Source organism: Deltaproteobacteria bacterium (genome assembly GCA_016875225.1).
Taxonomy (GTDB): Bacteria; Myxococcota_A; UBA9160; order SZUA-336; family SZUA-336; genus VGRW01.
The window spans coordinates 15,993-40,450 of record VGRW01000027.1; the positions used below are offsets into that span (position 1 = coordinate 15,993).

Here is a 24,458-nt window from a genome sequence, read left to right on the forward strand (position 1 = left end):
ATCCCCGAGCTGCCGGAGCTGGTCTGGAACATGGAGGACCCGTTCACGAACCTTCAGGACGGGCTGCGCGTCGCGCAGCGCCTGATCGACCGGCATCCCTCGGCCAACAAGCAGATCATCGTGATCACCGACGGCCAGCCGACCGCGTACTTCGTCGGCGAGGAGCTGCGCGTCGAATGGCCCAGCGGCGTGGGCGGAACCAGCCCGCGCGCCAACAAGGAGACGCTGGGCGAGGTCTCGCGCGTCACGCGAAAGGGCATCACGATCAACACCTTCATGCTCGACGACGCGCCGGAGCTGATGCACTTCGTCGAGGCGATGACCCGAATCAACAAGGGCCGCGCGTTCTACACCACGCCGGGTCAGATCGGCGAGTACGTGATGGTCGACTACCTGTCGCGGAAGCGCCGGAAGATCCGCTGATGGCGAAACGCGCGACGGGCGGCGCGCGCGCGGCCGCCCAGGCGACGCGCGCGGCGGCAAACGCGGCGAGCTGGCTGCGCGACGCGGCGACGCTTCCGTTCACCTGGCGCCTGCCGCGCGACTGGGTCGCGCTCCCGCTCGAGCACGGCATCGCCCCCTCGCCCCCGACGCTGCCTCGCTTCCTGCAGCGCGGCCGGTCGCCGCTGCCGCTGCTCGCGCTCGACCTCGGGCTCTCGCTCGCAGAGCGCGATCCGCAATTGTGCGGGCTGGTGGTGCGACTCGGCGCAGCTCCGCTCGGCTTCGCGCGCACGGCGCAGCTCGCGCGCGGCATGGCCAGGCTTCGCGCGGCCGGCAAACGCGTCGTGGTCTGGGCGGCCTCGACCGGGAACGCGGGGGCCTGGCTGGGGGGCCTCGCCGATCGCTTCTGGCTCGCTCCCGAGGGTCGGCTCGAGCTCGTGGGGCTGCGCGTCGAGAACGTCTTCCTGCGCCAGGCGCTGGACCACCTGCGCGTGCGGCCGGACGTGTTCTCGACCGGCGAGTACAAATCCGCCGGCGAGATGCTCGAGCGCGACTCGCTCTCCGCTCCCGCGCGCGAAGCGCTCGAGACGGTGGTCGAAGATCTGTACCAGACGCTCGTCGCCGGGCTCGCGGCCGGGCGCGCGGGCACGGTGGAGCGCGCGCGCGAATGGATCGACGCCGGCCCGTATCTCGCGCGCGAGGCGGTGGCCGCGGGAATCGCGGACGGACTCGTCTATGGCGACGAGCTGCCCGCGAAGCTCGCCGAGCTCGACGACGGTGGAGCCCCGCAGCCAGCGACGGAGGAGCCGCGCGAGGCGCGCCCGATCCCCTTCTCCGCGTATCTGCGCGTGGCCCGGCCGCGCTTCGTGTGGCAGCCGGTCCGGGTCGGCCGGCCGGAGATCGCGGTCGTTCCGCTTCTCGGCGCGATCCGTCCCGGCGCGGGCGAGCCCTCCGGCGTGGTCGGCGTGCTGCGCGCGCTCGCAGAGCGCGAACCCGTCCGGGCCGTGGTGCTGCGGATCGACAGCCCCGGCGGCGAGCCGCTCGCCTCCGATCTGCTCTGGCGCGCGGTGCGCGTGCTCGGCGAGAAGAAGCCGGTGATCGCGAGCCTGGGCGATGCCGCGGCCTCGGGCGGCTACTACGTCGCGATGGCCGCGCACGAGATCGTCGCCGATCCGTGTAGCCTGACCGGCTCGATCGGGGTCGTGCTCGCCGGCCTCGAGATCGACGGGCTTCTCGACTGGCTGGGCGTCTCGCTCGACGGCGTGCAGCGCGGCAAGCACGCGGGCATCCACGACCTCGCGCGCAAGCGCACGCCCGAGGAGCGCGCCCACCTGCACCGGCAGGTCGAAGGCATCTACCGCAGCTTTCTCGCCAAGGCCGCCCTGTGCCGCGGTCGCAGCGAAGCGGAAATCGAGGCCGTTGCGCGCGGCCGCGTCTGGACCGGCCGCCACGCGCAGGAGCGCGGTCTGGTCGATTCGCTCGGCGGCCTCGACGACGCGCTCGCCCGTGCGCGCGCGCGGGCGGGTCTCGGAAACGACGAGGGCGACCCGCTCTACTGCACCCTGAACGTCCGGCCGTGGGAGCGCCTGCTCGCGCGCCGTCCGTTCGATTCGCGCGCCCGCGCATTCGCGCCGGAGCTGTCTTGTCCGATCCGCGTCCCGCTGCGCTAGCGCCGGTCGTCTCCGCCGAGACGCTGCGCGAGCGGGGCTTGCGCAGCTGTCTGGGCGTCGATCGCGTCGTGCTCGAGCTCGGCTTCGGCCGCGCCGAGCTGCTGCTCGATCTGGCCGAGCGCAATCCGGAGCGCGTGTACCTGGGCGTCGAGGTTTCGCGCAAGCGGGTCGAGAAGGCGGGACAGCGCGCGCAGCGGCGCGAGCTCGCCAACGTCTTCATGATCCACGCGCCGGCCGAGTACGTGCTCGAGCGCGTGCTGCCCGCCGACTCGGTCGAGGAGTGCTGGGTGAACTGCCCCGATCCCTGGCCGAAGAAGCGCCACTGGCGGCGCAGGCTGGTGCAGGCGCCGCTCGTCGCAGCGCTCGCGCGTGTTCTCTGCGCCGGCGCGGTTCTGCACATCGCGACCGATCACGAGGGCTATCGCGACTGGATCGCCGCCGTCATGGCCGCGCAAGACGCGTTCGTGAACCTGCACGCGCCCGAGGCCTTCGTCGCCACGCAGCCCGACCGGCGCGAGACCGCCTACGAGGCCGAATGGCGCGCCGAGGGTCGCGTGATCGCCTACTTCGACTATCGTAGGGCGAAGTGAACTCCCTGCTCGCACTCACCCCCGACGAGCTGCGCAGCCATTTCACGGCCGTCGGCGTGCCCGGCTTCCGCGCCGCGCAGGTCTCGAGCTGGCTGTACGCGCGGCGCGTGCGCGACTTCGCGGCGATGGCCAATCTGCCGCGCGCGCTGCGCGCGACGCTCGCCGCGACCTGGGACGCTCGAGCGCTCGAGCGCATCGACGTCCGTGAAGCCCCCGACGGCACGCGCAAGCTCGTGCTCGGCACGGCTGACGCCGCGCGAATCGAGGCCGTGCTGATTCCCGAGGGCCGAAGGCAGACGCTCTGCGTCTCGTCGCAGATCGGCTGCAGCCTGGACTGCTCGTTCTGCGCGACCGGCCGGATGGGCCTGGGGCGGAACCTGCGCGCCGAGGAGATCGTCGACCAGGCGCTGCACGCGAGCGACATCCTCGCGGCGGAAGGCAAGGCGCTCACCCACGTGGTCTTCATGGGCATGGGGGAGCCGCTGCTGAACCTCGCCAGCGTCGTGCAGGCGATCCGCGTGCTCACGCACGCCGAGGCGTTCGCGCTCTCTCCCAAACGCATCACGGTGTCGACGGCGGGCGTCGTGCCCAGGCTCGCCCAGCTCGGCGCTGCGGTGCCGGTTCGGCTGGCCGTGTCTCTGCACGCCACCACCGACGCGCTTCGCGACGAGCTCGTGCCGCTGAATCGCCGCTTTCCGCTGGCAAGACTGCTCGAGGCCTGCGCGGCGTATCCCGTCGCCAGACGCGACCGTCTCTCGTTCGAGTACGCGCTGCTCGCGGGCGTGAACGACTCGGACGTCGATGCGCGCAGGCTCGCGCGGATCGCGAACGGGGCGCGGGCCAAGGTCAATCTGATCCCGATGAACGAGCACCCCGCCAGCCCCTACCGGCGGCCGAGCGAGGCGCGGATCGACGCCTTCCTCGCCGCGCTCTGCGAGGCCGGCGCGAGCGCGACCGTCCGGCGCTCGCGAGGAGACGACATCCTCGCCGCGTGCGGCCAGCTCGGGGCGCTCTCCGGCGCGCAGGGCGGAGCGACAAGCGCGGACGCGAGCGGCCGATAAGAGCCGGCGAATGCTCTACGCGATCGGCGACATCCACGGCATGCGCGACGAGCTCGCGGAGCTTCTGGCGAAGCTCCCGCTCGAGCCGAGCGACCGCCTGATCTTCATCGGCGACTACGTCGATCGCGGCCCGGATCCGAAGGGCGTCGTCGATCTCCTGATCGAGGTCTCGAAGCAGCGCGAGTGCCTGTTCCTGATGGGCAACCACGAGGCGATGTTCCTGTCGTTCATCGGCTGGCAGGGGCCCAACTACTTCGGCAAGGAGGCGTTCCTGCACAACGGCGGCGAGACGACGCTCGCGAGCTACGGCTACTTCGAGTCCGACGCGAGCTTCGAGCTTCCGCCCGAGCACGAGCGCTTCTACCGCGATCTGCGTCTCTGGCACCTCGAGGGCGAGTACGCGTTCGTCCACGCGGGACTCTCGAAGGCGGCGCTCCCCCTCTCCGACGCGAAGTACGCGCTGTCGCGCGAGCGGGTGAAGGACCTGCTCTGGCAGCGCGAGACCGCGGACCTGCCCCACAGTCTGGGCGTGACGATCGTCTACGGCCACACGCCGCTCCCGGATTTCGGTGTAAGGTGGAACGTCCCATACTCGATCGGGATCGATACCGGGGCGGTCTACGGCGGGCCGCTCTCCGCGATCCGGCTCCCCGACGAGACCATCTTCCAGAGCCCCTGATGGACCTCACCCCCGAGCACGAGCAGATCCGCGACACCGTCCGGCGCCTCGCCGAGCAGGAGCTCGCTCCGATCGCGGCGAGAATCGACGCGGACGATTGGTTCCCGCGGGATTTCTTCCGGCGGCTGGGAGAGATCGGCGCGCTCGGCGTGCTCGTGCCCGAGGCGTTCGGCGGCAGCGGCGGCGACTATCTGGGCGCCGCGCTGATCATGGAAGAGCTCGCGCGCCACAGCGGCTCCGTCTCGCTCTCCTACGGCGCGCACGCGGTGCTCTGCGTCGGTGCGATCGCGCGCGACGCGTCCGACCAGCAGAAGCGGCGCGTGCTGCCGCGGCTCTGTTCGGGCGAGGCGATCGGCGCCTGGGCGCTGACCGAGCCGAGCTCCGGCTCCGACGCGCTGGGAATGCGCACGCGCGCCGTTCGCGACGGCGACGTCTACGTGCTGGACGGCAGCAAGACGTTCATCACCAACGGCTCCGAGGCGGAGACCCTGGTCGTCTACGCGCGCACGAACCCCGCGCTCGACGCGCACGGGATCTCGGTCTTCCTGGTCGACGGCAAGGCGTCCGGCTTCTCGTGCAGCAAGAAGCTCGACAAGATGGGAATGCGCGGCAGCCCGACCGCCGAGCTGCGCTTCGACGGCGTGCGCGTCCCCGTCGCCGATCGGCTGGGCGAGGAGAACCGCGGCGTGGCGATGATGATGCGCGGTCTCGACGTGGAGCGCGCGACGCTGGCCGGCGTCTCCGTGGGCCTGGCGCAGGCCGCGCTCGACCACGCGCTCGTCTACGCGCGCGAGCGCGAGCAGTTCGGCCGGCCGATCGCCGACTTCCAGATGGTGCAGAAGATCCTCGCCGACACGTACGTCGAGCTCACCGCCGCGCGGCTGCTCGTCTACGAGTCGGCGCGAACCTGCATCCGCCAGAGCAGCGGGGTCTCGAAGCTGGCGTCGGCCGCCAAGCTCTTCGCGTCCGAGATCGCCACGCGCGCGGGTCTGGCCGCGGTGCAGATCCTCGGCGGCTACGGCTACACGCGCGACTATCCCGTGGAGCGCATCGCGCGCGACGCGAAGCTGATGGAGATCGGCGCGGGCACGTCCGAGATCCAGCGCACGATCATCGCGCGCGACCTGATCCGCGGCCGCTAGTCGCTCGCTACCCGACTTTCTCGACGATCGGGATCACCAGCACGACGCCGGGCACGAGCTTGCCGAGATCGACGTCGGGGTTGTAGCGGCGGATCAGCCAGCCCGGCACGGCGTACTTCTTGTGCGAGAGCAGCCAGAGCGTCTCGCCGGGCTTGAGCTTGTGCTCGAGCGTGTTCGCGACGCGGAAGCTGCCGAAGAAGTCCTCCTCGATTCCCTTGTGGTACTCGAGCCGGCGCTGCTGGAAGACGTCGGGCGTGACCTTGGCGAAGTCGAGCCGCAGCGATTGCCCGACCTGGATCGGGCGCCGCGGTCTTAGCTTGTTCAGCCGCACCAGGTGCTGCGGCGTGACCTGGAGCCAGTCCGCGAAGTGGCCCAGCGTCTCGCCGGCCTCGACGATCACCCGGTCGCCTTCGACGCGCAGGAAATCTTCGCTGCCGGGCGCCCCGGCGGGGACGGGAGCGGCGGCGGCCGGCTCGATCGCCGCGACGACGACCGGCTCCGGCTCGGGAGCCGGCGCGGGCGCGGGCTCGGGCTTCGGCTCCGGGAGCGTCGCGGCCTCGGCGGTCCGAACGATCTCGATTCCGGGCTTCGCAACCGGCGCGGAGGCCCCCGAGCGATCGGGAATCTGCAGCACCTGACCCGGGTAGATGGTGCGCCGTGCGCCGACGTCGTTCTCGGCGGCGAGCGCCGCGACGCTGGTGCCGTGGCGCTGCGCGATACCGCCGAGCGTGTCGCCACGCCGAACGGTGTAATAGCGGTTCTCGTGCTGGCGGGCGTGCTGGCTCTGCTTCGGAACCGCCGCGATCCAGGTCGAAGCGTCGCCGACGACCGTCCCGGCGGGGAGGCGGAGCGTGTAGCCCTTCGGGATCCGCTTGCCCGAGCGGAACACCGGCGGGCGCAGGGCGGGATTCAGCTCCGCGATCGTCTCGCGCGAGACCCCGAGGTTCCGCTCCAGGTCCGCGACGTCCGCGTAGAAGGGGAGCGTCACGGAATCGACCACGCGCGGCTCGTCGCGCTGCAGCGGCCCCAGGTACGTCTCGTAGGAGCCGAGGATCCGGCGCGCCGCCAGGAACTGCGCGTAGAAGTTCCGCGACGCGAAGCCGAAGCTGGGCGCGTCGTAGCGCTCGACGATCACGTCGATCCGGCTGGTGCCGAGCTTCTTGACCGCGCGGTTCATCCCGGCCGCGCCGTGGTTGTAGGCGGTGAGCGCGAGCGGCCAGTTGCCCAGCACCGCGTAGTTCTCGCGCAGCAGCCGCGCCGCCGCCTCGGTCGCCACCACCGGGTCGAGGCGCTCGTCGACCACGTAGTCGACCTTCATGAAGCGCTTGCCGGTGCCGCGCATGAACTGCCAGATCCCCGCCGCGCCGTACTTGGAGTACGCGTGCACGTTGAACGAGGACTCGACGTGCGGCAGGTACGCCAGGTCCTCCGGCATGCTGCGCTCGCGGAAGTGGGCGCGCATCTCGGCCTCGTAGCCGCCGGCGACGATCACGCCCTGTCGGAACTTGTCGCGCTGGCCGAGCTGGAAGCGAATCCGCTCCTTGGCCGCGCGGAAATCCCGCGACACCGGCGCCCGGCCGAGCTCCGCCTCGAAGCCGCGTACCAGCGCGCGTTCGGCGTCGTCGCGCGGCGCTTCTCCAGCGGCGAGGCGCTCGAGCACCGCGCGCCAGCGGTCCTTGGCGCGCTCGACGATCGCCTCGCGCCGGCGGGAGTTCCGCTCGCCGTCGAAGCGCAGCAGCTCGTAGACGACTGCGAGCTCGCGCGCGTCGTGCAGGAATCCACCGTCGGTGGTGGAGTCGAGGTAGACGCGCGTCCAGAACGCGACGGCCGGCGACAGGCCCTCGGGCTCCGGAAACGGATCGCTCGGTCCGGCCGCCTGCGCGCGCGCGGACGCAACGATGCAGGCGAGCGCAACGACGCCGACGATCCGCGCAAATCCGCTCACGAAACCTTCCCCCGACCGACAAGCCCTCTTCGTCGCGGCGACCCGCTCGCTTGAGACGACGCAAGGTAACGAACGCGCCAGACATGGCCGCCCCGGTGGTATGCTCGCGCGTCTCTCGAACGGTGGCGTCGAGTCGGAGGAGCGTGGCGCATGGGTCCTTTGTCAGGAATCCGGATTCTCGAGTTCGCAGGCATCGGCCCGGGCCCGTTCTGCGCGATGCTGCTGGCGGACATGGGGGCCGAGGTCGTGCGCGTCGACCGCGCGCAGAACGCGCGCGGCGGCGACCCCGCCAAGCCGCCCTCCGATCCGCTGCTGCGTGGCCGGCGCAGCATCGCGGTCGACCTGAAGCAGCCGCAGGCGATCGAAGCGGTGCTCCGGCTCGTCGCGGGCGCGGACGCGTTGGTCGAGGGCTTCCGTCCCGGCGTGATGGAGCGGCTCGGGCTCGGTCCCGACGTGTGTCTGGCGCGAAATCCGCGGCTCGTCTACGGGCGCATGACGGGCTGGGGCCAGGACGGCCCGATGGCGCAGGCCGCGGGCCACGACATCAACTACATCGCGCTCGCCGGGGCGCTCGAGCCGATCGGGCGCAAGGGCCAGCCGCCGCTTCCGCCGCTCAATCTGGTCGGCGATTTCGGCGGCGGCGGCATGCTGCTCGCGTTCGGCGTGCTCGCGGGACTGCTCGAGGCCAAGCGCTCCGGAAAAGGCCAGGTCGTCGACGCGGCGATGGTCGACGGCGCGGCGCTGCTGATGTCGATGTTCTGGGGCATGCGCAACTCGGGCTTCTGGAGCGACGAGCGCGGCACGAACCTGCTCGACACCGGCGCGCACTTCTACGAGGTCTACGAGTGCTCGGACGGGAAGTACATCTCGCTCGGGTCGATCGAGCCGCAGTTCTACGCCGAGCTGCTCGAGCTCTCGGGCCTCGGCGAGGAGAAGCTCCCCGCGCAGATGGACCGCTCGCAGTGGCCGGCGATGAAGCAGCGCGTGGCGGCGCTGATCGCGACCCGCACGCGCGACGAGTGGTGTCGGATCATGGAGGGAAGCGACGTCTGCTTCGCCCCGGTTCTCGCGATGAGCGAGGCGCCCGCGCACCCGCACAACGTCGCGCGCCAGACCTTCATCGAGATCGCCGGAATGACCCAGCCCGCGCCCGCGCCGCGCTTCAGCCGCACCAAGCCCGAGGTCGCGCGCCCGCCCGCTCACGCGGGACAGCACAGCGTCGAGGTGCTCGACGGCTGGGGCTTTTCGGAGGCGGAGATCCGCGCGCTGCGGGAGTCGAAGGCGATCGCCTGAGACGCGACGCGGCCGCGCGATGAGCGACGAGCGCGCGATCGACCCGGGGCGGTATCTCGCCGGCTTGCAGTGCGAGCGACGGCTCTGGCTCGCCTCGCGCTCGGCCGGGATCGCTGCGAGCGCGGCCGCCTCCGCAGAGCGCGAGGCGTGGGCGCGCACCCGGCGCGAGCTACGCGAGATCGCATTCGGGCTCTTCCCCGGCGCGCGGGGGGTCGCAGAGCCGGACTCTGACAGGGCGGTCGCGCGAACCCGCGAGCTGCTCGCCGATCCATCGATCCCGGCGGTCGCCTCGGCCGTCTTCGCCGCCGGCGGCGCGATCGCGCGGATCGATTTCGTCGAGCGGCTCGGCGAGCGCGGCTTCGGGCTGCGCCAGGTTCGCGCGGCGCTTCGGCCCAGCGAGGCCGCGCTCGACGAGCTGGCGTTCCGCTACCACGTGGCGCGGAGCTCGGGGCTCGAGGTGGTATCGGTCGAGGTCGTGCTTCTCGACGCGGACTACGTGCGTGGGGCGAGCGCGCCCGATCCCCGATCGCTGCTTCGCAGGGCCGACGTGACCGGACAGGTCCGGTTCCTCGCCGGCGATCTCGAGACGCGGCTCGAGGACCAGAGGCGGATCCTCGCGCGCGAAAAGGCGCCGGAGACCGAGCCGTCGCCGCACTGTCGAAGACCGGACAGCTGCGAGTTCCTGGCCTACTGCACCGCCGGCAAGCCGCCGGACTGGATCGGCCATCTGCCCGCGCTTCGCGCCAACCCGTTCGCCGAGCTCCGCGCGCGCGGGGTCGAGCGCATCCGCGATCTCGATCCGGACTTCTCGCGCACGCCGTCGCAGCGCAACGCGCGCGAGTGCCTGCTGCGCGGGACGGCGTTCGCGACGAGCGACCTCGCGCGCAGGCTTTCGGGCTTCGGGCCGCCCGCGGACGCGCTCGACTTCGAGGCGATCCTGCCGGAGATCCCCGTCTTCGCCGGAACGCGCCCGTTCGAGGTCGTGCCGTTCCAGTGGTCCGCGTGGCTCGCCGGCGGGGGCTCGGAGCCGGTGCAGGCGGAGTTCCTCGCGGATGGCCGCTCCGATCCGCGCCGCGAGTTCGCCGAGAGCCTGCTCGAGGCGTTCGCGCCGCGAGCGCTCCCGATCCTGGTCTACTCCGGCTTCGAGTCCGAGGTGCTCGGCGCGCTCTCGCGCGCGTTTCCGGACCTGGCGGACGGCCTCGAGCGGCTGCGCGCGCGGCTTCGCGACCTGCTGCCGGTCGTACGCCGATCGGTGTACCACCCGGACTTCCTGGGGTCGTTCTCGCTGAAGCGCGTCGCGCCCGCGCTCTGTTTCGGCTTCACGTTCTCGGATCTGCCGGGGATCGCGGACGGCGGCGCCGCATCGCGCGCCTGGCTCTCGCTCGCGCGAGGCGAGCTCTCGCCGGAGCGAGCTGCCGGGATTCTCGGCGAGCTGCGCGAGTACTGCGCGCGCGACGCGATCGCGCTCGCCAAGCTGCTCGTCGTGCTTCGCAATCTCGATCCGGCTCACTCCGACAGGTAGGAGAGCGTCGAACGCACCCAGCGGATCCGCGCCTCGCGGAGCGCGGCCGCGCTCGCGGACGGGATCTCGAGCGTGAAGGCGGTGCTCCCCCCGGCGCCGATCCTGGCGACGATGAACGGAAGCTCGCGGCCCGCGACGCCGAGGCGGAACTCGGCGCGGGTCTGCTCGACGCTGGTCGCGTTCACGAGCCGTCCCTGTACGTGCAGGACGCCGCTCTGGTCCGAGAGCGACAAGCGCCCGACGTACAAGCCGTCTCCGATCGGCTGCAGCGCGGGGTCGTTCAAATCGACGAGCGCGCCGCGCTCGACGCCCCGGAGCGCGGCCGGCGCGGCAGCGGGCGCCTCGGCGCGTGCGCCTGCGCTCGGCTCCGCGGCTCGCCGGCGGCTCGCTGCGCCCGGATCCCGCTCCGAGATCAGCCGCGCGATCTCGCCGCGGCGAAGCTCGAGCAGGGCCCCGTCCTGACCCGCGAAAACCGAGCTCGAGCTCGTTCCGTCCGGCGTGCTGAGCGACAGCGCGCTTCCCTTCGCCGAGGTCGCAAGCCGGATCGTCTGAGTCGGCGCCGAGTCGCCCGCGCCCGCGAAGAGCCCGATCACCGCCTGCCCCGATCCCGCGCCGGTCGCGGGCTCGCGGCCGACGAAGACCAGACTCCGGCCGGCGTCGTCCACGACGCGAAGCGCGCCGCGGAGCGTGAGGTCGCTCGCGACCAGGCGCGCGCCCCCGCCCCCGCTGGCGCCGGAGCCCGGCGCTCCCGGAAGCGTGGTGCTCGTGGCCAGGAACGCCGCCGCTGCGCAGAGTCCCACGAGCATGACTCCGAGCGCGGCGAGTCCGGTCCAGAGCCTGCGGTTCTCGCGCTCGAGCGCGGACAGCCGCGCGAGCACCCACGCGTCCTCGTGGCCAGCGGTCTCTCGCATGCGGCACCCCGCTACAAGTGGTCGGTGCGATTCCAGGCGATCAGTCGAGGCGCAGGCTCGAGCACCAGCTCCGACAGCCCGCAGTTCGACAGGTGGTACTGCTGCCAGCGCATCGGGTCGCGATCGAGGAGCTGGCCCAGCGCGATGCCCAGCGCCGCGCCGTGACTCACCACCACCACCTCGAAGCCCCGGTGCGCGATCGAGATGCGCTGGAGCGCGGCGGTCACGCGTGCCATCACGGCGTTGGGTGACTCGCCGCCGGGCGGCGCGAAGTCGAGATCGTCGCGAATTCGCGTGAAGAAGCCGTGCTCGTCGAGCAGCGCCTGGTACGAGACACCCTCGAGCTCGCCGATCCCGTACTCGGCGAGTCCGGGCTCGACGATCGGCTCGAGGCCGAGCCGCGCGCCGATCTCGGCGGCCGTGTCGCGCGTGCGCTGGAGCGGGCTCGTGTAGAGCGCGCGCACGGCCGGGCGGGTTCGGGCCAGATGCTCGCCCGTGCGCTGCGCTTCGAGCCGTCCGTGATCGGTGAGCGGGCTGTCGGTCGAGCCGTGCCAGATCCGGGCGGTGTTCGCCGCGATCTGGCCGTGACGAACGAGCACGAGCCGGGTCGATCCTGTCTCGGACACGTCAGTCGCGGATCCAGCTGCCGTGGAAGCCGTGCGGGACCCGGCGGGGCATCTCGATCGTCGCCACGGGCCGCCCAGACGGGTCGCTCGCGTCGAGGATCACGAGATCGGACCCGTCGCGCGCCTTGTCGTAGACGAAGCCGAGCGCGTAGCCCTCGTCCTCCGCGGCGGAGTCACTGGCCTGCGCGAAGACGAACTCGCCGGGCTGGGCGCTCGGCCCGAAGTCGTGCACGGCCGAGGTCCCGCGCTCGAGGTCGTACTTCAGCAGCACGCCCGCCGCGCCGAAGCCCGGCTCCTCGCCGGGGCGCGACGCGACCGCCCAGCCGTAGCGGTTGCGCAGCCCGACCGCGCGGTCGTCGACGCGGGGAAACGCGTGCGCGACGTCGTCGAGCTGCCGCTCGGCGACCCGGCCCGTCGAGAGATCGAACTCCCAGCGGTGCAGGTAGGACGGCGGGAAGTCGTTCATCGACTCGCGCCACATCGACTCGTGGCGGCCCACGTCGCAGAAGACCACGTCGCCTTCGACCCAGGCGTTCATGGGATGGAAGACGTAGCACGGGTCGATCTCGAACCAGCGCACGTCGCGGTTGTCGCCCATTCGCGGCAGGATTCCGATCCGCGCGCCGTAGTCCGGATCCCAGCCCAGCGGAACCTCGCCCTTGATCGCCTTCTCGAGGCTGAACGTGACGGGCAGGTCCATGAAGATCGCGTGATCCCGCGTGATCATGAAGTCGTGCATCATCGTCGGGCCCGGCACGCTGATCTCCGCGCTGTGCACGAGCGCGCCCTTCGCGTCGAGCACGTGGTAGACGAGGTGGGGCGGGAGCACGCCGTAGCCGAAGAAGTGCAGCTCCCCGGTGACCGGGCAGAGCTTGGGGTGCGCCGTGAACGCCGTCGTGAGCCTTCCGCCGAAGCTCTCGCAGCCGAGCGTCTCGAGCTCGCGCGACAGCTCGTACGGGAAGTGGCCCTCTTCGAGCGCGAGGATCCGCCCGGCGTGGCCGACCACGTGCGTGTTCGCGGCGCTGGCCGTGCGGTCCATCATCGTCGCGGGATCCATCGCATCGAGGTCGCGCTCGAGCTTGGTCGTGCGAACCCAGCGGTTGCGGTACCAGACGGCGCGGCCCGACTCGAGCCGGACGCCGTGGACCATCCCGTCGCCCATGAACCAGTGGCTCGACGCGCCGCTCTTCGGATTCGCCCCGTTGCGGACGTACAGCCCGCAGAGCTCCGGCGGGATCGCTCCGGTCACCCGCAGATCGAAGCGGGTGAGCTCGTCAGCGACCGGTCCGTAGTTTCCGGAGAGGTGCCAGGGCTTCGCGTCGCGCGGATCCGCCATGGCGCCGAGCTTACACCGCCCCGCGGCTCTCGCGAAGGCCCGCCTCGCGCGCGCGCTCGAAATCGCGGGCGAGGGTTCGCGACGCCAGGTAGAAGTGCAGTGCCGACCAGACGAAGAGCGACGAGACGATCAGCAGCGCCCAGCGCAGCGAGTCCGCGCCGAAGCGCGGCTCGAGTGCGTCGCTCAGCGCCCCCGTCGCGAGCGGCCCGAGCGCGAGCCCGATGATGTTGATCACGAACAGCAGCACCGCGGCGGCGGTGGCGCGCATCTTCGGCGTGGCCAGCGACTGCGTGATCGCGAACGCGGGCGCCTGATACATGAGGCCGAGCCCCGTGGGCAGGACCAGGAACACCAGCGCGATCGTCGCGCTCTGGGTTCCGTAGATCACGAGCGAGAACGGCGCCGCGACCGCCATCGCGATCGCGGGCACGAGCGCGCGCTTGCGCGCATCCTTCGCGCCGAAGCGATCCGCGAGCACGCCGCCGAGGTAGTTTCCGATGCCACCGCCGACGCCGACGATCAGCGCCAGCCAGGATCCGACCTCGCCGCTCGTCATGTGGTGCGTGCGGATCAGGAACGACGGCACCCAGTTGATCACCGAGTAGCCGACGAAGGCGTACAGGCCGGAGGCCAGCGACAGATGGCGGAAGGTGGGCGCGCTCCACAGGAAGCGGATCACGTCGAGCGCGGACGGCGTCGCTCCGTCGCTGTGCAGGCCCTCGGAGTGCCCGCGCGGCGGCTCGCGCAGCGTGAGCGCGACCAGAACCGCGAGCAGCAGGCCGGGCAGGCCGACGACCACGAACGCGCGCCGCCAGCCGAGGCCCTCGTTCAGCCAGCCCCCGGCCAGGAAGCCGACCAGGATCCCGAAGGGCACGCCGAGCGAGAAGATCGCGAGCGCCGTCGCGCGCCGCTCGGGCGGGAAGTAGTCGGAGATCATCGAGTGCGCGGGCGGGCTGCCGCCGGCCTCGCCGACGCCGACGCCGACGCGGAACGCGAGCAGGCTCGTGAATCCGACCGCGGAGCCGCACAGCGCCGTCATCCCGCTCCAGAGCGCGAGGCAGACCGTGATCACCCATTTTCGCGACACGCGGTCGGCCAGGCGCGCGATCGGGACACCGAGCGTCGCGTAGAACAGGCCGAACGCGGTGCCCGAGAGCAGGCCGAGCTGCGTGTCGGTGAGCGAGAGCTCCGCCTTGATCGACGGCAGCAGGATCGCGAGGATCTGGCGATCCACGAAGTTCACCACGTACACGGCGCAGAGCAGGCCGAGCGCGTAGCGCAGATAGGACGCAGAGAAGCTCGGGGCCGCCATCAGGTGAGCAGCGCCAGCTGGCGCGACTGCGCCAGAAGCGTGCCGTCGCGGGTCCAGATCTCGCCGTCCTCCTCGACGTAGCCGTCGCGCGCGATCTGGCTGCGGAACACGCACAGGTAGGAGTCCTCGGGCCGCGCGTTCGCCGGCAGCGGCGCGCGGAAGTGCACCGAGAGGTCGATCGTCGGCACGCCGCGCACGGAGTGGTCTCCCGACACCTGGCGCTGCATGACCGCCGGCCACCACGCGTCGCAGAACATCGCCAGCGCCGGCGCGTCGGGGACGAACGGCTCCGCGAGGCGCAGCCACCCGCCGACGAGCGCGCGCGAGGACGTGCCCGGGCCGATCGCGCCGAACGCGGGCCGCGTCTCGAAGCGCTCGCGCATCGGCACCATCCGCTCGCCGGTCGGCGCGAGCACGGCCAGCTTCTCGGGGCTCGCGACCTCGGGCATGTGCAGGTCCTGGAACTCGAGCGAGTCCCGCGCGCGGCCGAACGACGCCAGCGCCAGCGCGACGAGCCGACCGTCCTGCTCCAGCCGCGCCGAGAGCGCCGAGAGAGAGCGGCCGCTGCGCTCCTCGCGCACGTGCACCCGCACCGGCCCCTCGGCCGCCGGCGAGACGTAGTGGATCGTGAGCGAGCGCGGCGTTCGCTCCCCATCGTCGACCGCGGCGATCAGGGCGCGGAGCACGATCGAAGCCAGGTAGCCGCCGTTCGCGCCCATCACGACCCACCAGCCGCGATCGATTCGCGCGTCGAACGCTCCGTCGGCCGCGAGCACGACGGCGCTGTCCCGCTCGAAGCGGGTCATGCGCCGGAGAACGCGGGCAGCACGCGCTCCGCGAAGAGGCGCGCGGGAACGCGCGTGTCGCGCCCGAAGAATTCGATCACGAGCAGCCCGCAGCCGAGCTTTCTATGCCGCTCGATGCAGTCGATCACGCGCTCGGGCGTGCCCCAGATGCCGTGCTCTTCGAGCGCACCGCCCATGTGGCCGCCGTAGATCTTCTTGGCCTTCTCGAGCGACTCTCTTGCCCGCGCCTCGTCCTCTTCGATCACGACCACGCACTGCTGCGAGATGCGGATCTCGGCGATGTCGCGCTTCACGTCGTCGCAGCGGCGGCGCAGTGCCTCGATCTTCGCCGGGAGCTGCGCCTGGAAGACCGCGAGGTTGTTCCAGATGTCGGCGTGCTGCGCCGCGATCCGCAGCAGCACCTTCTCGCCCGCGCCGCCGATCAGGATCGGCGTGCGCCGCAGCGGCTTCGGCTCGCACCAGGCCTCCGACACCGAGAAGTGACGGCCCTGGAACGTCACTCGCTCCTCGCTCAGGAGCCGGCGCAGCAGGATCGCCGTCTCCTCCAGCGCCTTCATCCGCTCGCCGAGCGCGGGGAAGGGGCTCCCCGTGCCGCGAAACTCCGCCTCGAACCAGCCGGCGCCCAGGCCCACGATCGCGCGCCCGCCCGAGATGTGATCCAGCGTCGCGATCTGCTTGGCCAGGATCGCGGGGTTGCGGAAGAACGGCGGCGTGACGAGCGTGCCGAGCTCGATGCGCGAGGTGACGGCCGCGACCGCCGCGAGCTCCGTCCACGCCTCGAAGATGGGCAGGTTCGGCGCCGGCACCCCGTAGACGTGGTCGCAGACCCACGCCGAGTGGAAGCCGAGCGCGTCGAGCTCCTCGGCCACCGCGCGCGCCTCCTGCCAGCTGCGCTTGATCTGCGGCAGCGTGCCTCCGAACTGCATCGAGCTCGCCATCGATTCCTCCCGTCGCGATTCTACGCGAAGACGCGGTTCCCGCCCGAGGCCTTCGCGCGGTACAGGCGAGCGTCGGCGGCGCGCACCAGGTCGGCCGCGGTCTTGCCGTCGCGCGGCGCGCTCGCGACTCCGAAGGAGAGGGTGAGCGACACGTCCGCGCCGTCCGGCCGGAGCGCCTCGGCCGCGATCCGGATCTTCTCCGCGACGGCGATCGCGCCAAGGACCGTGGTCTCGGGCAGCACGAGCGCGAGCTCGTCTCCGCCGTAGCGTCCCGCGGTGTCGCTGGTGCGCGAGCGCTCGCGCACCAGTCGGGCGATCTGCACCAGTGCCGCGTCGCCGGCCAGGTGTCCGTGGCGGTCGTTGAACGCCTTGAAGCGGTCGACGTCGATCATCACGAAGGCGAGATCCCGGCGGTAGCGATCCGCGCGCGCGGTCTCGCGCTCGAGCGCCGCCCAGAGGTGTCCGTGATTCGCAAGCCCGGTGAGCGCGTCGCGATCGGCGCGGACCAGCGCCTGCTCGTGATCGCACGCGTTCGAAAGCGCGATCGCGGCGTGCGCGACCAGCGCCCGGAGCGCGGCTTCATCGAGACCGCCGCGCGCGAAGACGCGCAGCCTGCCGACGCTCGCGCCGCGCGCGCGAAGCTCGATGACCTGCGCCGGCGCTCCGCCGCAGTCGCCGCGTTCGAGCTCGAGGGCGCTCGTCTCTTCGCGAGCCTCGAGCTCGAGCGCCGCACCGCTCGCGCTAGCGAGCGCCAGCACCGAGCCGAGAAGCCGTGCGGCCACGTCGGCGGCGCACAGGCTGCCGGAAAGCTCGCGAACGGCTTCGAGCAGGGCCTCTGCGCGCGCGTCGCTCATCGCGCGATTCTACGCGGCCAGGCTCGCTTTCTCGCGTCCGGCCCGTGTGTCACCCTCCCGCGCCGATGCCGCGCTCCGTCGCCTTCGCCGCACTCACCGCGTTCGTGCTCATGCTCGGCATCGGCGTGCTGTTTCCCGTGCTGCCGTTCCTGACCCGCGATCTCGGCATTCCCGACGCGCAGGCCGGCTGGCTGCTCGCGTCGTACCCGCTCGCCTCGTTCCTCGCGAGCCCGTTCTGGGGCCGGTTCTCCAACGCGCGCGGCCGAAAGCCCGCGCTCGTGATCGGCCTGCTCGGCTACTCGCTGGGCTTCATCCTGTTCGGCTTCGGCCAGACGCTCGGCCAGCTCCTGGCGGCGCGCGTGCTCGGCGGGCTGCTCTCCGCGGCCGCGCTTCCCGCGCTCTTCGCGTACGTCGCCGACGTCACGAGCCCCGAGAAGCGCAGCTCCGGAATGGGGGCGCTCGGCGCAGGGCTGGGGCTCGGCGTGACGCTCGGGCCGGTGCTCGGCTGGCTGACCTACGCCGCCTATGGATTGCGCGCTCCGTACTTCGTGGCGGGCGCGATCGGGCTCGCAAACGCCCTCGCGGTCTCGCGCTGGCTGCCCGAGAGCCTCGACGCGGCCGCGCGCGCGGATCGCGATCGCGAGGCCGCGCCGCGCCGACCGCTCGCGCAGATCGCGCTGCCGCTCGCGCCGTTCCTGCTCTGCAGCTTCCTGACCTCGACGGCGCGAATGGCCGTCGACACGACCTTCGGCTTCTTCGCGCAGACCGCGCTCGGGGCGTCGCCGCGCGGTGTCGCCGGCGTGCTCTTCGCGATGGGCGTGACCTCGGCGCTGGTTCAGGGCGGGCTCTTGCGCTCGCTCGCGGGTCGGATCTCCGACCTGCAGCTCTTCGTCGCCGGATGCGCGCTGATGACCGCGGGGCTCGCGGGGCTGGGATTCGCGGGCAGCTGGGCGGGGGTGCTTTCGGGCGGCATTCCGGTCGCGGTCGGCTTCGCGCTGCTCGCGCCGACCCTCACCTCGCTGCTCTCGCGCGCCGCCGAGGACGTGCAGGGAGAGGCGCAGGGGTTGAACGGCAGCGCGACCGCGCTCTCGCGCGTGATCTCGCCGCTGCTGTTCACGACCGGCCTCTGGCCGAGCTTCGGCGGACCGGGCACCTACGGCGCCGCGGCGGTCCTGTCGGCGCTCGCGGGGGTCGTCGCGCTACTGCGCTTCAGAAGCCGGGTGGCGGCGTGAAGCCGCCGAGCACCTGCGCGATGCGTCGGCCGAGGTCGAGCGTGGTGCGGTCCTCGAGGTAGGGCCCCGCGATCTGCAGCCCGACCGGCAGGTTCTCGGCCGTGCGACCTGCCGGCACTACCGTCGCGGGCAGCTTGCACATCGTGACGGGCGCGATCCACCCGAACATGTCGGTGTAGGGGCGTCTGGCGGAGTTCACCGTGAGCGAGCGCGTGGTGAACGGGCCGTCCTTCTGGTGGGGGATCGCCGCGACCTGGCTCACTGGCAGCAGCAGCGCGTCGTAGCTCGCGAAGAACTCCGCGAACCCGGCGCGAAGCGCCTCGCGCTGCTCGTTCGCGGCCAGCCACTGGTGGTGCTGCGCGGTGGTCGTGCGCGCTGTCAGGATCATCTCGGAGTCGTCGTCGGGCCGCGCGCCCGCGGCGAGCTTTCGCAGGCTCTCGAGCGAGTCCGGCGGAAGGCTCGACGCCATCAGCGGCATGAGCAGCCACTGGTAGATCCGCGCAGCCTCGTGAAGGCGAAGCGGCGGGCGGGCGCGCTCGTCGATCCTCGCACCGGCGCGGCGAAGCTTCTCGACCGCCTCGGCGTGGACCCGCTTCACGGCGCCGTCGACGGGGAAGTCGCCGTCGTCGAGCCACGCGGCGATCCGGTACTCGGCGAGGCTCGCACGGCGCGGCGCGGGAAGCTCGAGTCGCCAACCCTTCGACTCCCGCTCGCTCGCTCCCGCGAGCACGCCGAGCGCGAGCTCGAGATCCTCGATCGAGCGCGCGATCGGCCCGTGCACGTTCAGGTCGGGCTCGGCGAACGCGCCGGGCGGGAAGGGAATGTGCCCGCGCTGCGGGATGATCCCGTAGCTCGGCTTGTGCCCGAAGACGCCGCACCAGTTCGACGGCACGCGGATCGACCCGCCGATGTCGCTGCCGAGCTCGAGCGCCGTGTAGCCCGCCGCGATCGCGGCCGCGGCGCCGCCGGACGATCCGCCCGGCGTGCGCTCGAGGTTCCACGGGTTGCACGTGGTGGGGAAGAGCTCGTTGAAGCTCTGCCAGTCGCTCGTCATGTACGGCGTGTTGGTCTTGCCGAACACGATCGCGCCCGCCTTGCGCAGCCGAGCGACCGCGATCGCGTCGCGCGTCGGCACGTGGTTCGCGAGCTCCGGCGCCCCGCAGGTGGTGCGGATCCCCTCGGTCTCGAAGCTGTCCTTGATCGTGATCGGCAGCCCGTGCAGCGGCCCGAGCTCGCGTCCGGCCGCCCGCGCGCGATCGGCCGCATCCGCCTCCGCGCGCGCGCGCGTGGCCTCGAGCGTGACGACCGCGTGGATCGCGCCGTCGTGCTTCTCGACCCGCGACAGCGCCTGCTCGAGCAGATCGCGGCTCTGGAGCTCGCCGCTGCGCAGGCGCGCGCAGAGATCGGTGGCCGTGCGGAACGAGAGATCGCTCATCGGGGCCCTCTTTCGCGATGGACGACCGGCATCGTACCATGCGCCTCGTCGGATCCGACGCAGCGGAGGCGAATTTGGGCAGCTCGGAAGCGCTGACGCGCGGCATCCGCGTGAGGGTCGCGTCGAAGTACGTGGCCTCGCGCTCGCGACCGCTGATGAACGAGTACTTCTTCGCGTACTCGATCCAGATCTCGAACGAGGGTCGCGAGACGGTGCAGCTGGTCTCTCGCCACTGGACGATCACCGACGCGGAGGGGCAGGTGGAAGAGGTCCGCGGGCCCGGCGTGGTCGGCGAGCAGCCGGTGCTCGGCCCGGGCGACGCGTTCGAGTACACATCCGCGTGTCCGCTCGCGACGCCGTTCGGATCGATGAGCGGCACGTACCAGATGGTAACGGAGTCCGGGGAGCACTTCGACGCCGAGGTGGGCCGCTTCGCGCTCGCCGAGCCGTACGCGATCAACTAGGGGAGGAGCGAAGTTGAGCGAGCGCAAGGTCCACACCTTCTGTCGCGTCTGCGAGCCGGCCTGCGGGCTGGTCGCGTCGGTGCAAGGCGACCGCCTGGAATCGCTGCGGCCCGACCCCGAGCACCCGGTCTCGCGCGGATTCGCCTGCAACAAGGGCCTGGCCGGCGTCGAGATCCACCACGACCCCGACCGCCTTTCCCACCCGCAGCGCCGCCGCGCGGACGGGCGCTTGGAGCGACTTGGCTGGGACGACGCGACGTCGCAGATCGCGTCCCGCCTGCGTGAGATCGTGGCTGCGCACGGGCCGGACGCCGTGGCTTCCTACATCGGCAATCCCAGCGCCTTCAACGCGCTGATCGCGCCGGCCGCGGGCGCGTTCTTCGGCCAGCTCGGCGCGCGGCGCTCCTTCAGCTCGGGTACACAGGATTGCGCCAACAAGTTCGCGGGCAGCGAGGCCGTCTTCGGCTCGAGCACGATCCACCCGATTCCGGACCTCGAGAACGCCGATCTGGTGCTGATCTTCGGCGCCAACCCGCGCGTCTCGCACGGCAGCTTCATCTCGATCGCCGATCCCGCGCGCGTGCTGAAGGACGCGCGCAAGCGCGGCGCTCGGCTGCGCTTCGTGAACCCGCGCGAGATCGAGTCCGCGGAGCCGGGCGAGACGATCCTGATCCGCCCCGACACGGACGTGTACCTGCTGGCGGCGCTTCTTCACGAGCTCGACCTTCTCGGCGGCTTCGACGAGGCCGCGCTCGCGGCGCACGGCGCGCACGTCGCGGAGCTAGGGGCGTTCGTCTCGCGCTACCCGGCCGAGCGCGCCGCGACCGTGACCGGCATTCCGGCCGAGACCATCCGCGGGCTCGCGAGCGAGATCGCGCAGGCGAAGAGCTGCGCGGTGCACCTCTCGACGGGCGTGAACATGGGCCGGCAGGGCACGCTCGCCTACGCGCTGCTCCACGTGCTCTCGTTCGCGAGCGGAAATCTCGACCGGCGCGGCGGGAACATCCTCTCGGTCGGCTTCTACGAGGCGGCGAAGGCGGGACGGCGCGAGTTCTCGAGCTCCTACGCCGACACCGAATTCGGTCGGCTGCGAAAGGGGGCGCTGCCCGGCACGCTGCTCTCGCAATCGATCCTCGATTCGGCCAACCCGGTGCGCGCGCTCTTCGTCGTGGCGGGAAATCCGCTGCTCTCGATCGCGGGCGAGGCGCGACTGCGCGAGGCGTTCGGGGCGCTCGAGCTTCTGGTCTGCATCGACCTCTACCCCAACGCGACCTCGGAGTACGCCGACTTCCTGCTCCCGGCGACCGACGCCTTCGAGCGCGCGGACGTGAACCTGACCGGGCTCGGCCTGCAGCACGAGCCGTGGGTGCAGTGGACCGACGCGGTGGTGCCCGCGCGGGCGGAGCGCCGCGAGGAGTGGTGGATCTTCGCGCGGCTCTGCCAGGAGCTCGGCCTGAAGAGCGCGCTCGACGCGGGCCCCGAGCCGGATCTCTGGGGTCGGATCGACCACATGCTGAAATCGCGCGGCCACTCGCTCGAGGAGCTCCGCGAAAGCCCGCACGGGATCGTCTTCTCGCGGCCTTCTCCCGGGAGCTTCTTCGAGAGGCAGATCCAGACCCCGGACCGGCGGGTCGACTGCTGCCCGCCCGGCTTCGCCGAAGCGATCGAGCGCGCGGAGCGGATCTTCCGCGAGCTCGAGAGGGAAGGGCGCTCGCGCCTGAAGCTGATCACGCGGCGCGACCCGTACATGCACAACAGCTGGTACGCGAACCTCCCGGCCATGAAGCGCGGGCGCCGCGATCGCAACCGCCTCCACGTCCACCCGGCCGACGCGGCCGAGCGCGGGCTCGCCGACGGCGCGAAGGCGCGGATCTGGAACGAGAACGGCGCGCTCGAGCTCGAGATCGAGCACGACGCGACGCTGATGCGCGGCGTGGTCGCGCTCGCTCACGGCTGGGGCCACCGCGGCGCGGCGGGGATGCGCGTGGCCGCGCGCGCGCCGGGCGTGAACGCCAACGCGCTGCTGCCGATCGGGCCGGGCTCGTTCGAGCCGCTCTCGAGCCAGGCCTTCATGACCGGAATCCCGGTGGAGCTGGCGCCTCTCTAGGACAGGGGTTCGGGACGCCGGCCCGGGGCCGGGCTTGCATCTATAAATGAACACGTTCATAATTGATCGTGTTCATGGAGGTGCAGATGCCCGAGCCGGCGGTCGGACTCCGAGAGCGGAACAAGCGCGAGAAGCTGGCGCGGATCACCGCGTCCGCGCGGGAGCTGTTCCGCACCAAGGGCTTCGAGGAGGCGACCGCTCGCGAGATCTGCGAGCGGGCCGAGATCGGCACCGGCACGCTCTTCCTCTACGTGCGCGACAAGCGCGAGCTGCTCTTCCTCTGCTTCGAGGCCGACGCGCGGCGGCTCTTCGCCGAGGGCCGGGCCGAGGCGCTCCGGACCGACGGCCTGGTCGCGCAGCTGCTCTGCCTGTTCCGCCGCTTCATCGACTACTACGCGGCCGACCCCGCGCTCTCGAAGGCGATCGTGCGCGAGCTGTTCTTCCGCCCGCACGACCCCGAGGGCATCGGCCGGCTCACGCGCGAGTACTCCGAGCACGTGGCCGACCTCGTCACCGCCGCGCAGGCCCGGAGGGAGATCCGCGCCGACGTGTCGGCCAAGCTCGCCGCGATGGCGTTCTACGCGCACTACGCGTTCTGGATTCTCGGCTGGCTCGGCACGGGGATGCTCTCCGCCGAGAGCGTGGAGCCGGGGCTGCGGCAGGCGCTCGAGCTCCAGCTCGACGGGCTCGCGGCCCGCCGCGCGGATCGAAACACGAAGAGGAGATAGGCGATGGCGAAGATGGACCTGGCGATCAGCGTGGGCGAGGCGCGCGCGCGCTACTTCGAGGAGTCGGGCTTTCCGCCGGACGGCGGCATGTCGCAGAGCTTCGTGGCGTTCTGGAAGCTCGGCCCGATCCCGATCGGGTTTCCCAACTCGAACGCGCGACGGCGCGCGCTCCAGATGCACGACCTGCACCACGTGGCGACGGGCTACCCGCCCAGCTGGACCGGCGAGGTCGAGATCAGCGCCTGGGAGCTCGCGACCGGCTGCGGCGGGTACGCATTCGCGTGGACGATCACGCTGCAGGGGCTGGCCGTCGGCCTGTTCGTGAGCCCGATCAAGACCTGGCGCGCGTGGGTGCGCGGGCGCAACACGCGCAGCCTCTACGCGGAGCAGTTCTCGGAGTCGCTGCTGCGCAAGAGCGTGGGCGAGCTTCGCCGCCACCTCGGGCTCGACCGGGGTGTGCCGCGCGCGACGCTCGGCGACGCGCTCTCGTTCGGGTTCTGGAGCTCGGTCGCGCTTGCGCAGACGGCGGCGATGTTCGCGCTGCTGGCGCTGCCCGTCGCCGGGCTCGCCATGCTGGTCCGAGCGCTGGTCTAGGCCGGAAGCGGTCCCGCCGCGGCAGGAGATTCGTCGGGGTCGCAGGCTAGAATGCGCGCGCCTCATGAGCCTCCGGGGAACGCGCCGCCAATTCCTGGGCGCGCTCACGCTCTGCGTGTGCGCGCTCGCCGCCGCGATTGCGAGCGCCGACGCCTCGATCCACGCCGTGCGCTCGGCGACGCCGCCGGTGATCGACGGCCGGCTCGACGACGAGATCTGGAAGGTCGCGGGCCGAAGCGACGCGTTTCGCGAGGTCGATCCGGTCGAGGGCGGCGAGCCCAGGCAGCGCACCGAGGTCCGGGTCGCCTACGACGACGAGGCGCTCTACGTCGCGGTGCGCTGCGACGACAGCGATCCCCGCGGCATCATCGCCAAGACCCTGCTCCCCGACGTCGACATGCGCTCCGACGACCGCGTGAACTTCGTCTTCGACACGTTCCACGACTCGCGAAACGGCTACTTCTTCCAGATCAACCCCGTCGGCGCGCGCTCCGACGCGCTGATCGAGAACAACGCGATCTTCCGCCGCGAGTGGGACACGATCTGGTACGGAAAGACCAGCGTCGACGCGGAAGGCTGGAGCGTGGAGCTGGCGATCCCCTTCAAGAGCGTGACGCTGCGCCCCGGCGATCCGGTCTGGGGCTTCGAGGTCGAGCGCATCGTGCGCCGCGACAGCCAGAAGATCCGCTGGGCGAACCACTCGCAGAACCACGTGATCGTCAACATCGCTGGCATCGGCAGGATCGAGGGCCTGGAGGGAGTCTCGGGCCCC

The 24,458-nt window shown here is 71.8% G+C and carries 21 protein-coding genes and 1 pseudogene; 13 read left to right on the plus strand and 9 right to left on the minus strand.

Annotation, left to right across the window (positions count from 1 at the left end):
• The first annotated feature begins 176 nt into the window (after nucleotides 1-176).
• Genes sppA through FJ108_08850 form a run of 5 tightly spaced genes read left to right on the plus strand, consistent with a single transcriptional unit; the run spans nucleotide 177 to nucleotide 5,583 of the window.
• Nucleotides 177-2,111 carry a signal peptide peptidase SppA gene (gene sppA, locus FJ108_08830; GenBank protein ID MBM4336004.1) on the plus strand — a complete coding sequence of 645 codons (1,935 nt, stop codon included), beginning with the start codon at nucleotides 177-179 and terminating at the stop codon, nucleotides 2,109-2,111.
• A complete protein-coding gene (trmB, locus tag FJ108_08835; protein MBM4336005.1) occupies nucleotides 1,826-2,701 on the plus strand; it encodes a tRNA (guanosine(46)-N7)-methyltransferase TrmB in 876 nt (291 codons plus the stop codon). Before sppA ends, trmB begins: the two co-directional genes overlap by 286 nt.
• Nucleotides 2,698-3,762, plus strand: coding sequence for a 23S rRNA (adenine(2503)-C(2))-methyltransferase RlmN (gene rlmN, locus FJ108_08840; protein MBM4336006.1), 1,065 nt, complete (start codon nucleotides 2,698-2,700; stop codon nucleotides 3,760-3,762). Before trmB ends, rlmN begins: the two co-directional genes overlap by 4 nt.
• A 10-nt stretch (nucleotides 3,763-3,772) precedes the next feature.
• Nucleotides 3,773-4,441 carry a serine/threonine protein phosphatase gene (locus FJ108_08845; protein MBM4336007.1) on the plus strand — a complete coding sequence of 223 codons (669 nt, stop codon included), beginning with the start codon at nucleotides 3,773-3,775 and terminating at the stop codon, nucleotides 4,439-4,441.
• Nucleotides 4,441-5,583, plus strand: a complete 1,143-nt coding sequence (locus FJ108_08850) for an isovaleryl-CoA dehydrogenase (GenBank protein ID MBM4336008.1) — start codon at nucleotides 4,441-4,443, stop codon at nucleotides 5,581-5,583. Before FJ108_08845 ends, FJ108_08850 begins: the two co-directional genes overlap by 1 nt.
• 7 nt (nucleotides 5,584-5,590) lie before the next feature.
• On the opposite strand, the gene FJ108_08855 is transcribed toward FJ108_08850, so the two are convergent.
• A complete protein-coding gene (locus tag FJ108_08855) occupies nucleotides 5,591-7,528 on the minus strand; it encodes a LysM peptidoglycan-binding domain-containing protein (GenBank protein ID MBM4336009.1) in 1,938 nt (645 codons plus the stop codon).
• Nucleotides 7,529-7,678: 150 nt separating this feature from the next.
• On the opposite strand from FJ108_08855, the gene FJ108_08860 reads away from it, so the two are divergent.
• Together FJ108_08860 and FJ108_08865 are read left to right on the plus strand one after the other, a co-directional pair.
• On the plus strand, nucleotides 7,679-8,821 hold the full coding sequence (locus FJ108_08860) for a CoA transferase (GenBank protein ID MBM4336010.1): 1,143 nt from the start codon (nucleotides 7,679-7,681) through the stop codon (nucleotides 8,819-8,821).
• A 19-nt stretch (nucleotides 8,822-8,840) separates the two neighbouring features.
• A complete protein-coding gene (locus FJ108_08865) occupies nucleotides 8,841-10,343 on the plus strand; it encodes a DUF2779 domain-containing protein (protein ID MBM4336011.1) in 1,503 nt (500 codons plus the stop codon).
• On the opposite strand, the gene FJ108_08870 is transcribed toward FJ108_08865, so the two are convergent.
• From FJ108_08870 to FJ108_08900, 7 genes are read right to left on the minus strand one after another with little or no spacing between them, the layout of a single operon-like run.
• A complete protein-coding gene (locus FJ108_08870) occupies nucleotides 10,328-11,254 on the minus strand; it encodes a hypothetical protein (GenBank protein ID MBM4336012.1) in 927 nt (308 codons plus the stop codon). The two genes, FJ108_08865 and FJ108_08870, sit on opposite strands and share 16 nt — an antisense overlap.
• Before the next feature lie 11 nt (nucleotides 11,255-11,265).
• Nucleotides 11,266-11,958, minus strand: coding sequence for a histidine phosphatase family protein (locus FJ108_08875; GenBank protein MBM4336013.1), 693 nt, complete (start codon nucleotides 11,956-11,958; stop codon nucleotides 11,266-11,268).
• Nucleotides 11,882-13,216, minus strand: coding sequence for a hypothetical protein (locus FJ108_08880; protein ID MBM4336014.1), 1,335 nt, complete (start codon nucleotides 13,214-13,216; stop codon nucleotides 11,882-11,884). Before FJ108_08880 ends, FJ108_08875 begins: the two co-directional genes overlap by 77 nt.
• A 10-nt stretch (nucleotides 13,217-13,226) precedes the next feature.
• On the minus strand, nucleotides 13,227-14,528 hold the full coding sequence (locus FJ108_08885; protein ID MBM4336015.1) for an MFS transporter: 1,302 nt from the start codon (nucleotides 14,526-14,528) through the stop codon (nucleotides 13,227-13,229).
• Nucleotides 14,528-15,334, minus strand: coding sequence for a thioesterase family protein (locus tag FJ108_08890; protein ID MBM4336016.1), 807 nt, complete (start codon nucleotides 15,332-15,334; stop codon nucleotides 14,528-14,530). The genes FJ108_08885 and FJ108_08890 overlap by 1 nt, the downstream gene beginning before the upstream one ends.
• Nucleotides 15,331-16,272: a TIGR03560 family F420-dependent LLM class oxidoreductase gene (locus tag FJ108_08895; protein ID MBM4336017.1), complete on the minus strand. Its 942-nt coding sequence runs from the start codon at nucleotides 16,270-16,272 to the stop codon at nucleotides 15,331-15,333. Before FJ108_08895 ends, FJ108_08890 begins: the two co-directional genes overlap by 4 nt.
• Before the next feature lie 20 nt (nucleotides 16,273-16,292).
• The gene (locus tag FJ108_08900; GenBank protein ID MBM4336018.1) at nucleotides 16,293-17,126 is read right to left on the minus strand and encodes a GGDEF domain-containing protein; all 834 of its coding nucleotides are present in this window, start codon (nucleotides 17,124-17,126) and stop codon (nucleotides 16,293-16,295) included.
• Between the two features lie 65 nt (nucleotides 17,127-17,191).
• Between FJ108_08900 and FJ108_08905 the strand changes: the two genes are divergently transcribed.
• Nucleotides 17,192-18,358: an MFS transporter gene (locus FJ108_08905; GenBank protein ID MBM4336019.1), complete on the plus strand. Its 1,167-nt coding sequence runs from the start codon at nucleotides 17,192-17,194 to the stop codon at nucleotides 18,356-18,358.
• On the opposite strand, the gene FJ108_08910 is transcribed toward FJ108_08905, so the two are convergent.
• Nucleotides 18,336-19,793, minus strand: coding sequence for an amidase (locus FJ108_08910; protein ID MBM4336020.1), 1,458 nt, complete (start codon nucleotides 19,791-19,793; stop codon nucleotides 18,336-18,338). The two genes, FJ108_08905 and FJ108_08910, sit on opposite strands and share 23 nt — an antisense overlap.
• 38 nt (nucleotides 19,794-19,831) lie before the next feature.
• On the opposite strand from FJ108_08910, the gene apaG reads away from it, so the two are divergent.
• The 5 genes and pseudogenes from apaG to FJ108_08935 all read left to right on the plus strand — a co-directional run.
• Nucleotides 19,832-20,257 (plus strand): Co2+/Mg2+ efflux protein ApaG, encoded by a 426-nt coding sequence (apaG, locus tag FJ108_08915; GenBank protein ID MBM4336021.1) that lies wholly within the window; start codon nucleotides 19,832-19,834, stop codon nucleotides 20,255-20,257.
• Between the two features lie 13 nt (nucleotides 20,258-20,270).
• Nucleotides 20,271-22,364 carry a formate dehydrogenase gene (locus FJ108_08920; GenBank protein MBM4336022.1) on the plus strand — a complete coding sequence of 698 codons (2,094 nt, stop codon included), beginning with the start codon at nucleotides 20,271-20,273 and terminating at the stop codon, nucleotides 22,362-22,364.
• Between the two features lie 86 nt (nucleotides 22,365-22,450).
• Nucleotides 22,451-22,645 (plus strand): annotated as a pseudogene (locus FJ108_08925) (helix-turn-helix transcriptional regulator).
• A gap of 450 nt (nucleotides 22,646-23,095) precedes the next feature.
• Nucleotides 23,096-23,686 (plus strand): hypothetical protein, encoded by a 591-nt coding sequence (locus FJ108_08930; protein ID MBM4336023.1) that lies wholly within the window; start codon nucleotides 23,096-23,098, stop codon nucleotides 23,684-23,686.
• Between the two features lie 64 nt (nucleotides 23,687-23,750).
• Nucleotides 23,751-24,458, plus strand: a 708-nt coding sequence (locus tag FJ108_08935; GenBank protein ID MBM4336024.1) for a carbohydrate binding family 9 domain-containing protein, incomplete at its 3' end; no start/stop codon positions are given.

Coding starts and splice junctions, on each gene's coding strand:
- sppA (MBM4336004.1), top strand. CDS start 177: ATGGCCCAGCGGCGTGGGCGGAACCAGCCCGCGCGCCAACAAGGAGAC.
- FJ108_08845 (MBM4336007.1), top strand. CDS start 3,773: ATGCTCTACGCGATCGGCGACATCCACGGCATGCGCGACGAGCTCGCG.
- FJ108_08850 (MBM4336008.1), top strand. CDS start 4,441: ATGGACCTCACCCCCGAGCACGAGCAGATCCGCGACACCGTCCGGCGC.
- FJ108_08860 (MBM4336010.1), top strand. CDS start 7,679: ATGGGTCCTTTGTCAGGAATCCGGATTCTCGAGTTCGCAGGCATCGGC.
- FJ108_08865 (MBM4336011.1), top strand. CDS start 8,841: ATGAGCGACGAGCGCGCGATCGACCCGGGGCGGTATCTCGCCGGCTTG.
- FJ108_08870 (MBM4336012.1), bottom strand. CDS start 11,254: ATGCGAGAGACCGCTGGCCACGAGGACGCGTGGGTGCTCGCGCGGCTG.
- FJ108_08880 (MBM4336014.1), bottom strand. CDS start 13,216: ATGGCGGATCCGCGCGACGCGAAGCCCTGGCACCTCTCCGGAAACTAC.
- FJ108_08885 (MBM4336015.1), bottom strand. CDS start 14,528: ATGGCGGCCCCGAGCTTCTCTGCGTCCTATCTGCGCTACGCGCTCGGC.
- FJ108_08890 (MBM4336016.1), bottom strand. CDS start 15,334: ATGACCCGCTTCGAGCGGGACAGCGCCGTCGTGCTCGCGGCCGACGGA.
- FJ108_08895 (MBM4336017.1), bottom strand. CDS start 16,272: ATGGCGAGCTCGATGCAGTTCGGAGGCACGCTGCCGCAGATCAAGCGC.
- FJ108_08900 (MBM4336018.1), bottom strand. CDS start 17,126: ATGAGCGACGCGCGCGCAGAGGCCCTGCTCGAAGCCGTTCGCGAGCTT.
- FJ108_08905 (MBM4336019.1), top strand. CDS start 17,192: ATGCCGCGCTCCGTCGCCTTCGCCGCACTCACCGCGTTCGTGCTCATG.
- FJ108_08910 (MBM4336020.1), bottom strand. CDS start 19,793: ATGAGCGATCTCTCGTTCCGCACGGCCACCGATCTCTGCGCGCGCCTG.
- apaG (MBM4336021.1), top strand. CDS start 19,832: ATGCGCCTCGTCGGATCCGACGCAGCGGAGGCGAATTTGGGCAGCTCG.
- FJ108_08930 (MBM4336023.1), top strand. CDS start 23,096: ATGGCGAAGATGGACCTGGCGATCAGCGTGGGCGAGGCGCGCGCGCGC.